The organism is Pseudomonas sp. TTU2014-080ASC (genome assembly GCF_001446935.1).
Taxonomy (GTDB): Bacteria; Pseudomonadota; Gammaproteobacteria; order Pseudomonadales; family Pseudomonadaceae; genus Aquipseudomonas.
This window is the reverse complement of sequence record NZ_LKKK01000013.1, coordinates 247,951-260,226: the sequence shown is the minus strand read 5'-3', so window position 1 is coordinate 260,226 and position 12,276 is coordinate 247,951. Positions and strand designations below refer to the sequence as shown.

Below are 12,276 nucleotides of genomic sequence, written 5' to 3'. Positions count from 1 at the left end.
TCTGTCAAGTGATTTGTGAAAATTTCTTTTCAACTTCAACCACTTGCGCTTTCGGTAGCTTTTCAGCATCTCGTCAGCGGGAGGCGAATTCTACAGCGTTTAAAAACCCTGTCAACCTGCCTTTTTCACCGCTTTCGATCTACCTGACCGAAGCCACCAACAGGATCAAACCACCACCCTGTCAGCCCGGCGCATTCTACTCAGCTTTCGCTGATTTGCAACCTCTAAATCAAATTAACTTATTGATTTATAAGCAATTTATCTAGAGGTCTGCGCCGAAGAAGGTGCGCATTATAGGGCGAACAAAGGGTACGTCAACTTATATTTACCCCCCTAAAAACAAAGCCCCGATCTAACGGAGCAGATCAGGGCTTTGTTTGACTAGACCTTATGCAGCCTTATGGCGACGAAGACGCAACAAGTACTGAACAGGCCCAGAGACAGCGTACACAAGGAAGATGATCAGAAGAATACGCGGCGGATCACTGAACACAACAGCAAATAGCAGCACTACCGCCAGAATCGCAACGAACGGGACCCGTCCCTTCAAATCCAAGTCCTTGAAGCTGTTGTACTTGATATTACTGACCATGAGCATCCCCGCTGCCGCCACCAATATGGCAACGACAAAGGCCATATTCGAGCCTTTGATACCAAAGTCACTGAACGCCCAAACCGTCCCCGCAACGACACCTGCAGCCGCCGGGCTCGCCAAGCCAATAAAGTAACGCTTGTCCGTGCTGCCGATCTGAGTGTTGAAACGGGCCAGCCTCAATGCAGCCCCCGCCACATAGATGAAGGCCACCATCCAGCCAACCTTGCCCAAACTTCCCAGCGCCCACTCAAAAGCCAAAAGCGCCGGCGCCACACCAAAAGCGACCATATCTGACAACGAGTCGTACTCAGCACCAAAAGCACTTTGTGTATTGGTCAGACGCGCAACACGGCCATCCACACCATCAAGTACCATCGCGACAAAAACGGCAGCAGCGGCAACATAGAAGTTCCCATTCATGGCATTAACGATTGCATAGAACCCGGCAAACAAGTTGGCGGTGGTGAAGAGGTTTGGCAGCAGATAGATCCCGCGATGACGAACCTTGCGACCCTCGGCATCATGCCCTTCTTCTATATGCTCATCTACAGGCAGCAGACTGTCAGCATCGGTATGAGCTTGCGACTCATCAGGACGTTCGTTCATGAACTACACCTTGCAACTAATTTGGAAATTCCAGCAGCACAGACAGCGCTCAACGCTTGCAGTGCCGGTGGAGCATTACTATTTATACCAGAAGCCACGGCGCACCATGAAAAAACGCGGCCTAGGCCGCGTTTTCTCTAACTACACCAAAACTTAGTTTTTGGTTTTGTCGACGATTTTGTTCGCCGCAATCCACGGCATCATCGCACGCAGCTTCTCACCGACAACTTCAATGCCGTGAGCAGCATTGTTACGGCGATATGCAGTCATGGAAGGATAGTTAGTTGCACCTTCGCTGATGAACATCTTGGCGTACTCACCGTTCTGGATACGCTTCAGAGCATTGCGCATAGCAGCACGGGACTGGTCATTGATAACCTCTGGACCAGTTACGTATTCACCGTACTCAGCGTTGTTGGAGATCGAGTAGTTCATGTTCGCGATACCGCCTTCGAACATGAGGTCAACAATCAGCTTCAGCTCGTGCAAGCACTCAAAGTAAGCCATTTCCGGAGCATAGCCAGCTTCAACCAGAGTTTCGAAACCGGCTTTAACCAGCTCTACGCAACCACCGCACAGAACAGCCTGTTCACCGAACAGGTCAGTTTCAGTTTCATCCTTGAATGTGGTTTCGATAATGCCGGTACGACCACCGCCCACACCCGAAGCGTAGGACAGAGCTACGTTTTTAGCATTGCCGGAAGCATCCTGATAAACAGCGATAAGATCAGGAATACCACCACCTTTTACGAATTCGCTACGAACTGTGTGACCCGGAGCTTTCGGCGCGATCATGATTACGTCCAGATCGGCACGCGGCACAACCTGGTTGTAGTGGATCGAGAAACCATGAGCAAAGGCCAGAGTTGCGCCTTTTTTCAGGTTAGGCTCGATCTCGTCACGGTACAGACGGCCCTGGAACTCATCGGGAGTCAGGATCATTACCACATCAGCAGAAGCAACAGCTTCTTTAACTTCGCTTACTTTCAGGCCATGGGCTTGAGCCTTGGCAACAGAAGCGGAGCCTGCGCGCAGACCAACTACGACATCCACGCCAGAATCTTTGAGGTTGCAGGCGTGAGCGTGACCTTGGGAGCCGTAACCGATGATGGCTACTTTCTTGCCCTGGATGATCGAGAGGTCACAGTCTTTGTCGTAAAACACTTTCATGGAAAACTCCTACTTACCTGGCCCCTAGGCCATTCGTTTATAAGTTAAATGCTAAGTACTTTATCGCCACGGGCAATACCAGTCACGCCGCTGCGCACAGTTTCAAGAATCGAAGCTGTGCCGATTGCCTGAATAAAGCTGTCCAGCTTGTCACTAGTACCCGTCAGCTGAATGGTGTAAACGCTGCTGGTCACATCCACAATCTGCCCACGGAAGATGTCGGTTGTACGCTTGACTTCAGCACGCTGGGCACCCGTCGCTTTGACTTTAACCAGCATCAGCTCACGTTCAACATGCGCACTTTCAGACAGGTCAACCAGCTTCACAACCTCAATCAACTTGTTGAGGTTCTTGGTGATCTGCTCGATAACCTCATCCTGTCCGACGGTGGTCAGGGTCAGACGCGACAGAGTCGGATCTTCGGTTGGCGCAACAGTAAGACTTTCGATGTTGTAGTTACGCTGTGAGAACAACCCCACAACGCGCGAAAGTGCACCTGGTTCGTTTTCCAACAACAGGGAAATAATGTGTCGCATGATCAGGTACGCTCCGTCTTGCTCAACCACATGTCACGCATTGCACCGCCGCGAATCTGCATCGGATACACGTGCTCACTGGTGTCTACTTGGATATCGAGGAAGACCAGGCGGTTCTTCAGCGAGAACGCCTCTTCCAACTTCGGCTTCAGATCCTTCAGATCAGTGACACGAATGCCAACGTGTCCGTAGGCCTCAGCCAGCTTGACGAAGTCAGGCAGCGATTCCATGTAGGAGTGGGAGTAACGGCTGTTATATTGCATGTCCTGCCATTGGCGAACCATGCCCAGCGCACCGTTATTCAGGTTGATGATCTTAACCGGCAGATCGTACTGCAGGCAGGTCGACAATTCCTGAATGTTCATCTGAATACTGCCCTCGCCTGTCACACAGGCTACGTCAGCATCCGGAAAGTTCAATTTGACACCCATTGCAGCCGGGAAACCAAATCCCATGGTGCCCAAACCACCCGAGTTAATCCAGCGATTTGGCTTGTTGAAGCGGTAGTACTGCGCTGCAAACATCTGGTGCTGACCAACGTCAGATGCAACGAAAGCATCGCCATTGGTTACTTCACACAGAGTTTCGATCACAGTCTGCGGCTTGATAATACTGCCATCCCCCTTGTTGTAAGGGAACAAACCACGGTCACCACGCCACTCATCAATCTGCTTCCACCAAGCTGCCTGCGCTTCCTTGTTCGGTGTTTCACCGATCTCTTTTAGGATCGCGACCATCTCAGTCAGCACGCTGTCAACAGGGCCAACGATTGGGATGTCAGCCTTAACAGTTTTGGAGATAGACGCTGGGTCAATGTCGACATGAATGATCTTGGCATTTGGGCAGAACTTTGCAGCCGTCTCGCCATTGATTACACGATCATCAAAACGGGCACCCACCGCAAAAATCACATCCGCGTGATGCATCGCCAGGTTAGCGGTATAGCTACCATGCATACCGAGCATACCGACAAACTGGCGATCAGTTCCCGGGTAGCCACCCAAGCCCATCAGCGTATTTGTCACAGGCACATTCAGCATGCGTGCAACTTCAGTCAGCGGTTCAGACGCACCACCCATGACCACGCCGCCACCGGAGTAAATGATCGGACGCTTGGCAGCCAACAACATTTCTGCTGCCTTACGAATCTGGCCAGAATGGCCACGCAATGCGGGGCTGTATGAGCGCAGCTTTACTTTCTTCGGATAGGCGTACTCGAACTTCTGAGTCGGATCACCCATATCCTTCGGTATGTCAATCACAACAGGGCCCGGGCGGCCAGATTGCGCGATGTAGAAAGCCTTCTTAATGACTTCCGGAATTTCAGAAGGATGCTTGATGATGAAGCTGTGTTTAACGATAGGTCGGGAAATACCAACCATGTCGGTTTCCTGGAACGCATCCGTACCGACCATGCTGCTGTTCACCTGCCCCGAGATGATGACCATCGGGATGGAGTCCATGTAGGCAGTAGCGATACCGGTAATGGCGTTAGTCGCGCCAGGGCCGGACGTTACCAGCACTACACCGGCCTTGCCGGTAGCACGGGCATAGCCATCAGCCATATGAGTAGCAGCCTGCTCGTGACGCACCAGAATGTGAGTCACATCGTTCTCTTTGAACAGAGCATCGTAAATGTGCAGGAGGGCACCGCCCGGGTACCCATAGATATACTTAACGCCTTCGTCACGCAACGAGCGGACGACCATTTCAGCGCCGGATAAAAGCTCCACGTTGTTCACCTCTAAAACGCTAGAAAACCGCTCACACAAGGAGTCGGCCCAAGATAGGTTTACTGCCAGCAAAGCATGAGCGACGGTGGTCGCCGACTACGTCAGCTACTACTGAGCAAGTATTGGGATCGCCCCTTAAGTGTTGCGGGGTTCTCCCACCCAGCGCGAGGTAACGCGTTGCGGGTGTAACAGGTCGGCGCGGGTAGCACCTCATGTCTACTGAGCTAAAGCCTGCTTGCGGCGGACTCCACTACAGCGAACTTGGAATTGTTCGGATTCAGCCCTCTCAAGTCAAGTAATCCTTGCCGAAAACTGCATTATTGTGGCGTGACTTAGTACATGATGACGAAATATAGTTTTTCGTTATAGTTAGGCAGTCCATAGCCAGCACCAGCTCACCAATAAGGAATCACCATGCGCCGCATGATTGTTGTCAGTAGTCTGCTATTGAGCTTAAGCACTAGCGTAATGGCCGCGCAGGTTTATAAATGGGTCGATGCGCAAGGTGTTACCCACTTCGGTGCGCAACCACCACAGGGTCAACAGGCCACAAGCATCAACGTCTCGGTTCCGCAGCCCAAGCAGGCTCATGCGACACCTCAGACTACTCCTGCTGCCAATGAGAGCAATGTCGATGCGGACCAAGCAGCTATTGATAAGAAGGTTAAAGCTGAAGTTGCCGCAAACGAGGCTGAGCGCAAGCAATATTGTCAGGACGCGCGGGTTAATCTGTCCCAGCTCGAGAACAACCCACGCCTTCGCATTGAGATTGACGGCGTTGTGACCCGCATTGATGAAGACGAGCGTCAAAAACGCATCAGCGACTTGCGCAAATCGATCAGCGAAAACTGCAAATAAGCAACAATGGCGCCTCAGGCGCCATTGTCAGTTATAAGCTGGTCAAATTCGCCCAAGAGACGAATTAACTCGCCAGCACGTTGCATATCCTCGGTGAAAACCTGCTCAGCCATGGGTTTGATGCCTGAAACCAGTGGCATGGCCATGCCGTTTTCGATGATCCATTTCATTCGAGGCAGAAATATCCACTGCAGCCACTGATCAAAGTCCATTAGATCAACGCAGAACGGTTCGGGACTGGATAATGCCTCCTCACTGGGAGAAGTATCCTGCCACCACCCTTGCACTCGCAACTCTCGCTCAATAAGAAGTAGTAGCTCGGCAATTTGTTGAACACGCTCAGTCATTAGGAGCTCACCTTGGCCTGCTCACGCGCCTGGGCAGCGCCTGCAGCATCACCTTGAAGCTCACGCGCCTGGGCAATCAGATTCCACAAACTCGCCTGCAGCGCCGGACGCCCGCCTGCATAGCTCAGGCCGCGGCGCGCAAATTGCTCAGCTTGGGCCGCATCCCCTTGAGCCAGTCGCACTTCAGCCAATCGATACAGAACTTGTGGCTCACGGGGCGCGATGCGCTGAGCACGCTCAAGACTGGATGCAGCCCCTTCGAGATCACCACTGCCTTGTAATTGCTGAGCGGTGGTCAACAGGGCCAGCACTGGACCGTCGAGCTGTTCGTCCACTGCCAGCGCACCACTAGGCACCCCCGTTGGCGCAGGCGCGCTGTAGCTGGTGGAAGGCGCCGTAGCCGACCATGGCTGACTCGCCTCTGGCACACTCAAAGGCCCACTGGAAGTTGTGATCGGCGCAGTCTGTATAGGGGCAGCTCCACTGCCTGCTGGCACCATCACCACGACGCCAGAATCTTCTGGAATCGCTTGAGCCTGTGACTGTGCCTGCGGCGCCGAATAACCGGTCGATGCTGAACGCTGAGAAGCGGACGAACTATTATCCACAACAGGGATCGATCCCGGAGGGACACTGCTACAGCCCGCCAAAACCAACGAGGCTACCGCTACTGGAACCAACCATTTACTCACAGCTCATCCTCTCTTTTAATCCAACCAGCCACGTACCCAGTCCATTACCTCGTTAACCGGGGCCTGAATCCCACACCCCGGACCTGCAGCAGGCTGGCTTCCACGTATGTATGGCATCTGAATCGCGCCCGGACAGTTCTGATCCGTGCCCTCCCCAGTTCTTGAGTCAACCCAGGCCATCACTACATTATCCGGCACCGGCATATCCAGCGGTAGTGGATCAGCTCTGCGCATGAAGTCAGACCACACCTGCAAGGCACCAGTCGCCCCGGTCAATGGCGTCGGGCCATTATCGTCACGCCCAAGCCAGACGACAGCAAGCACATCCTGGCTAAAGCCGGCAAACCAACTGTCACGCGAATCGTTACTGGTACCGGTTTTACCCGCCAACGCAACAGAACGAGGCAGTTGGTTGTAAACCGAACGCCCCGTACCTTCAGACATGGTTTTGCGCATAGCATTTTGCAAGAGGTAAATGGCACCACTGTCAAAGCGCTGCTGGATCTGGAACGGATAGCGCTTTAACGGCTCACCATTGGCAGTCAGCACGCTGCGAATGGCCCGCAAAGGCGTGTTAAAACCACCGTTAGCGAGCGTCTGATACATGCCGGCGACACCAATTGGGCTCATACCTCCCGCCCCTAGCAGCATCGACGGATAGGCCGGCCAATCATGTTGCGCACCTAAGCGATCGAGGGTTTTGAGTACCTCAGGCACCCCCAGCTCCATCCCCAGCTTGGCTGTGGACAAGTTGTAGGAGTTCACCAGCCCCTGGTAAAGGAAGATTGAGCCGTGCGCTTTGCGATCATAGTTTTGCGGCGTCCAGACTTGCCCGCCAGACTTGATAGAGAACGGCTTATCTTCGACAACGCTGGTCAATGTATAGCGACTTGGCCTTTCCAGCGCCGTCAAATAAATAGCCGGTTTGATCAGAGAGCCAATTGGCCGCACGGCATCCAACGCCCGGTTAAACCCGGCGAAACGCGGTTGACGGCTACCGATAACGGCCTGTATTTCTCCACTCTCCGGGCTGGTCACAACCATACCGGCTTCAACATGCTCCACACCTTTACGCCCAGCCAGACGTTTCAGTGTCTCAGCTAGCGCAGCCTCAGCTTTGAGCTGCATGATGGGATCAAAGCTGGTGAAAATGCGCAGGCCCTCTTCGGTCAAATCCTGCTCTTTATAATCCTCGCGCAACTGACGCTTAACCAGATCAAGAAAGGCCGGGAAAGAACTGTCTGCAAGACTGCCACGCGGTGTAATACCCAGCGGTTTCTGCTTTGCAGCTGCGACTTCCTGAGCCGTCACAACGCCCTGCTCAGCCAACAAATCCAGCACCAGATTACGCCGTTCAAGCGCGCGCTCAGGATTACGTCGTGGATTGTAGTAAGTCGGCCCCTTCACCATGCCAACTAGCAACGCGACCTGATCCAGTTCTAGCTCAGCAAGTGGCTGGCTGAAAAAGTACTGACTGGCCAGACCAAAGCCATGTACGGCGCGCTGGCCATCCTGCCCCAGGAAGACCTCATTGAGGTAGGCCTCAAGAATCTCCCGCTTGTCGTAATGGAGTTCCAGCAGCACCGCCATCATCGCCTCTGTAGCCTTGCGGCTCAGGCTGCGCTCATTGGTCAGATAGAAGTTTTTCACCAACTGCTGAGTCAGCGTACTTCCCCCTTGGCGCAGCTGTCCGGCCGTGGCGTTGATCCACATGGCGCGGGCGATGCCTTTAGGCGATACACCAAAGTGATTGAAGAACTCACGATCCTCAACCGCAACCAAGGTCTCGATCAGATACGGCGGAACTTGATCCAACTTAATCAGCAGCCGGTCTTCCTGGTGCGCAGGGTACAAGCCACCGATCAGCATTGGCTCAAGCCGAGCTACTGCCAGATTTTCGCCATTGCCCCTGGTCAGCCCGGCAATGTAATCGCCAGAGAAGCGCACACGTACACGCTGCGAAGGCTCCATACCGTCAAAAAACTGGAAACCGCGTGAATGCAACTCGATCGCGTTACCTGCAACTGAAACACCACCGGGCCCGGACACACTGCTCTCGCGGCGATAGCCCAGCGCATCCAGTTCCTTAAGAAAGTCGTCTTTGGCTAGTTTCTCGCCCACAAACAATTCCAGTGGACGTGCATAAACCTTGGCTGGAACGGTCCAGCGCTTGCCGGAAAATTTTTCCTGCACAACGGCATCGAGGTAAACCGCGAACACGGCAAACACCACCAAACCGACAAGTCCAAGCTTAAAAAGCCAGCCTAGCCATGGGCGTTTGCCACCTGAGCGGCGCTTAGTTTTGGGACGAGAAGATCGGGTACGAGTCATGGCGCGGCATTATACGCACTTTAGTGGTAGTCCAGCAGACATGGGCGAATGTTTGCAGACAGGCGTCGAATGGCCATAATGCCTCGCTCTACTATCAGCTATTGGCAGGGATCGACCGTGAGTCAGGCACTGATCAGCTCATTGCAAAACCCAGCTCTTTATCCGCATCCGGTTGAAGAGTTTCAAGTTATCGAAACCCACATTTCCTGGGTCATTCTCACTGGTCCGTTTGTCTACAAGGTCAAAAAGCCCGTCAACTTCGGCTTTCTCGATTTCACAACACTGCAAGCGCGCAAGCATTTCTGTGAAGAGGAGTTGCGCCTAAACCAGCGCCTGACACAAGACCTTTACCTTGATGTGCTGCCAGTAACTGGCAGCGTTGAAACTCCAGTTATTTGTGGTGACGGTGAACCACTTGAGTACCTGCTTAAGATGCGCCAGTTCCCGCAAAGCCAGTTACTCAGCCAAGTACAAGCCAGGGGCGAGCTGACTGAGCGACACATTGATGACCTTGCCGTACAAATTGCCAGCTTCCACGGCAGCACCCCAGCAGTCGCACAGGATCATCCCCTGTGCAGCCCTGAAGCGATCATGGCACCCATGCGACAAAACTTTGAACAAATCCGTCCGATGCTCACTGACGCCGCCGATCTGCGCCAACTCGAGGCATTGCAGAGCTGGACAGAAGCAAGCTATGAACGACTGCTGCCACTGCTGCAGACCCGCACGACCGATGGTTCCATCCGTGAGTGCCACGGCGACATTCATTTGGGCAACGCCACCTTGCACAACGACCAAATCGTGCTCTTTGACTGCATCGAGTTCAACGAGCCGTTCCGTATGATCGACATCGCCCTGGATGCTGCTTTCCTGGCGATGGACCTCGAAGATCGTGGCTTGAAAGCTCACTCCAGACGCTTCATCAATAACTGGCTGGAGCACACAGGGGACTACGCAGCCCTCAATCTGCTCAATTTCTACAAAGCGTACCGTGCACTGGTCCGCGCCAAAGTTGCGCTGTTCAGCCTTGCACATCAGACCGACGCGGTGCAGAAAGCGGTCACGCTGCGCCAGTACCGCAATTACGCCAACCTCGCAGAAAGCTATAGCGCAATTCCTTCTCGTTTCCTGGCCATTACCCATGGCGTTTCTGCGGTTGGCAAAAGCCAGGTAGCCATGCGTCTGGTAGAAGGTTTGGGGGCCGTGCGCTTGCGCTCCGACGTTGAGCGCAAGCGTCTGCTGGGCCAACAGCCGTCATCCGAAACGGGCCAGCTCGGTACAGGTATCTACAGTACTGAAGCCACTCAGGCGACCTATGCACACCTTCACACCCTGGCTCAGACAGCATTGCAAGCCGGCTTTCCCGTGGTTATCGATGCCACTTACCTGAAACACTCACAGCGCCAAGATGCCTGTCGCGTAGCCGAAGCCTCTGGTGCGCCGTTCCTGATCATTGAGTGCCAAGCGCCCGATGAGGTCATTAGCGAATGGTTGAAGCAGCGTCAAACTGAAGCCATAGATCCTTCAGATGCAACCCTTGAGGTGATCCAAGCACAAAAAGCTAGCAGAGAACCCCTGAGCGAATCCGAGCGCCCCCATGTGCGCCAGGTAGATACCCATATCAGCAGCAGTCTGGACGGGCTTGTGGGGCAAATCCGTCAACGCCTGCCTGGCCTCTAAGCTCGGGCAGGCACCGCACCACCATCTATACTCATGGGAAACTCCATGCGGAGATTTCCCATGAGCATTCCTCGCCAGCTCGACACCCCTCTATACACCCTGCTACATAACGAAGACATTCAAGGCTTTAATGCATCACGCCCGACAGACCAGCCAGTTGACCTCACTGATGGGGACTTTCGTGGTCTCGATCTACGCCTGCTAGATGCCAGCCACATCAACTTCTCCAATGCCTACTTCAGAGGCTGCGATTTGCGTGGTCTCGATTTACGCACCTGCAACCTAGAAGGCGCCAGTCTCGCCCACGCGCAGATATCCGGCACTTACTTTCCGTCATCCCTAAGCGCAGATGAAATCCTGATGTCAGTTAACTTTGGTACACGCCTGCGCTGCAGCGCCACCAACAGCGCCACGTCATAAATATGACAAAATACAAACTAAATTGATCCTAAGCACATAAAACGCCAGTTTAATGTCGCACATTTGGTACTATCGTTTACAATGCGAACCATCCAATAAATAAACGAAAAACGTGCGTTGTTGAGAAGTCCTAATGAGTGATGAATTACTGGAGTTGAAGAATCTAGGCAAAACGTCAGCGCTCTGGCTGCACGCCTCAGGCATTCACAGTGCGAATGACTTACGCAGACTAGGTGCTGTTAACGCTTACCACGCAGTTCGCTCACGAGGGTTCAGAGCCTCTAAAGTCCTGCTTTACGCCATCGAAGGTGCACTTAAAGACATGCACTGGAGTGAGCTTTCCCCCAACCAAAAAGCCGAACTCGACAAGCAACTGGCCAAACTCAAAGCACGAAGCCAAGCTTGAGATATTAGTGACAGCAGCTGGGTGCTGCTCGCAGCCTGGCTTAAAGCCCGCTGGCCTCGCAATTACTACCACTCATCGCCACTGAGAGAAATTACTGAAGACCGTTATTGACATGCAAATGAGAATTGTTACTATTAGCTCAACTGGTCGCGAGATCAGCCGATAAGCTCAAGAGACCTCCAGTCGGACTCTTCAGGTTATCTCCTCATCAGGCTAATCACGGTTTTTGACCCGGCACTTGCCGGGTCTTTTTTTGCCTGTAGAAATCCGAGTGAAATCACAACGTACAAGGCACCCAACAGCGTCCCGTTGAGTGCCTTATTTATCATGCGCAACATTGAAACCCCTACGGGGCTAAGAGAATGCTCAATCAGCAGTTTTCAGTGCATCAGCCGAGACTGCTGTTACACCCTTAATTTCTTTGGCTTTGGCAATCGCCAAATCGCGCTCAGCGGACGTAGCCACTACACCTGACAGAGAAACCACGCCCTTGTTGGTTTCGACCTTGATATCGATACCACTGAGATTGCTGTCAGCCAGAAAGGTAGATTTGACCTTGCTGGTGATCCAAGTATCAGTCACCACATCTTCGGCTTTATTCAGGGTCGTCTCAGCCGCAACCATCATCGGCTGTACAGCTGGAGTACCTTCTGCCAGCGCTGGCCCCGTCAAGACCACACTGAGCACGCTGGCACCCAATACCAAGGGAAGATTTTTCTTGGTTGTCATTTTCATGGTTTAAGCCTCCTGCGAATGTGAGATCAACCACCCAGTTTCTGCGGGTAGCGTTTAATGAGATTCGCAAACCATGTGCCAACTTATAAAATAAAAATATATCTTGGATATCAATAACTTAGACTTCAGTCAAATCATCATAGCCCTTGCAGTCTGCAAATATCAGA

General features: G+C 53.0%; 12 protein-coding genes and 1 pseudogene. 5 read left to right on the top strand and 8 right to left on the bottom strand.

Going from position 1 to position 12,276, the window contains the following annotated elements:
* Positions 1-266, top strand: a pseudogene (locus AO726_RS21345) (hypothetical protein); the annotation flags it as partial.
* Positions 267-388: 122 nt separating this feature from the next.
* Here the strand turns inward: AO726_RS21345 and pssA are convergent.
* From pssA to AO726_RS17685, 4 genes are all read right to left on the bottom strand, one after another.
* Positions 389-1,201, bottom strand: coding sequence for a CDP-diacylglycerol--serine O-phosphatidyltransferase (gene pssA / locus AO726_RS17700; protein ID WP_058069429.1), 813 nt, complete (start codon positions 1,199-1,201; stop codon positions 389-391).
* A gap of 153 nt (positions 1,202-1,354) precedes the next feature.
* On the bottom strand, positions 1,355-2,371 hold the full coding sequence (gene ilvC, locus AO726_RS17695) for a ketol-acid reductoisomerase (protein WP_058069428.1): 1,017 nt from the start codon (positions 2,369-2,371) through the stop codon (positions 1,355-1,357).
* A 44-nt stretch (positions 2,372-2,415) separates the two neighbouring features.
* Positions 2,416-2,907: an acetolactate synthase small subunit gene (gene ilvN / locus AO726_RS17690; protein ID WP_058069427.1), complete on the bottom strand. Its 492-nt coding sequence runs from the start codon at positions 2,905-2,907 to the stop codon at positions 2,416-2,418.
* A 2-nt stretch (positions 2,908-2,909) separates the two neighbouring features.
* Positions 2,910-4,640 (bottom strand): acetolactate synthase 3 large subunit, encoded by a 1,731-nt coding sequence (locus AO726_RS17685; protein WP_058069441.1) that lies wholly within the window; start codon positions 4,638-4,640, stop codon positions 2,910-2,912.
* 414 nt (positions 4,641-5,054) lie between these two features.
* Between AO726_RS17685 and AO726_RS17680 the strand changes: the two genes are divergently transcribed.
* Complete coding sequence (locus AO726_RS17680; protein WP_058069426.1) at positions 5,055-5,498, top strand: DUF4124 domain-containing protein; 444 nt, start codon at positions 5,055-5,057, stop codon at positions 5,496-5,498.
* A 14-nt stretch (positions 5,499-5,512) separates the two neighbouring features.
* Here AO726_RS17680 and AO726_RS17675 read toward each other — a convergent pair whose 3' ends face one another.
* The 3 genes from AO726_RS17675 to mrcB are packed head-to-tail and all read right to left on the bottom strand — an operon-like array spanning position 5,513 to position 8,868.
* Positions 5,513-5,845, bottom strand: a complete 333-nt coding sequence (locus tag AO726_RS17675) for a YqcC family protein (protein ID WP_058069425.1) — start codon at positions 5,843-5,845, stop codon at positions 5,513-5,515.
* Positions 5,845-6,537, bottom strand: a complete 693-nt coding sequence (locus tag AO726_RS17670) for a tetratricopeptide repeat protein (protein ID WP_082629182.1) — start codon at positions 6,535-6,537, stop codon at positions 5,845-5,847. The genes AO726_RS17675 and AO726_RS17670 overlap by 1 nt, the downstream gene beginning before the upstream one ends.
* Positions 6,538-6,552: 15 nt before the next feature.
* Positions 6,553-8,868: a penicillin-binding protein 1B gene (mrcB, locus tag AO726_RS17665; protein WP_058069424.1), complete on the bottom strand. Its 2,316-nt coding sequence runs from the start codon at positions 8,866-8,868 to the stop codon at positions 6,553-6,555.
* 117 nt (positions 8,869-8,985) lie between these two features.
* Between mrcB and AO726_RS17660 the strand changes: the two genes are divergently transcribed.
* The 3 genes from AO726_RS17660 (at position 8,986) to AO726_RS17650 (ending at position 11,374) form a co-directional block, all read left to right on the top strand.
* Complete coding sequence (locus AO726_RS17660; protein WP_058069423.1) at positions 8,986-10,548, top strand: bifunctional aminoglycoside phosphotransferase/ATP-binding protein; 1,563 nt, start codon at positions 8,986-8,988, stop codon at positions 10,546-10,548.
* A gap of 60 nt (positions 10,549-10,608) precedes the next feature.
* The gene (locus AO726_RS17655; RefSeq protein WP_058069422.1) at positions 10,609-10,968 is read left to right on the top strand and encodes a pentapeptide repeat-containing protein; all 360 of its coding nucleotides are present in this window, start codon (positions 10,609-10,611) and stop codon (positions 10,966-10,968) included.
* Between the two features lie 133 nt (positions 10,969-11,101).
* The gene (locus AO726_RS17650) at positions 11,102-11,374 is read left to right on the top strand and encodes a TfoX/Sxy family protein (protein ID WP_058069421.1); all 273 of its coding nucleotides are present in this window, start codon (positions 11,102-11,104) and stop codon (positions 11,372-11,374) included.
* A gap of 366 nt (positions 11,375-11,740) precedes the next feature.
* Here the strand turns inward: AO726_RS17650 and AO726_RS17645 are convergent, their stop codons facing one another.
* The gene (locus tag AO726_RS17645) at positions 11,741-12,109 is read right to left on the bottom strand and encodes a BON domain-containing protein (RefSeq protein WP_082629181.1); all 369 of its coding nucleotides are present in this window, start codon (positions 12,107-12,109) and stop codon (positions 11,741-11,743) included.
* Positions 12,110-12,276 lie beyond the last annotated feature (167 nt).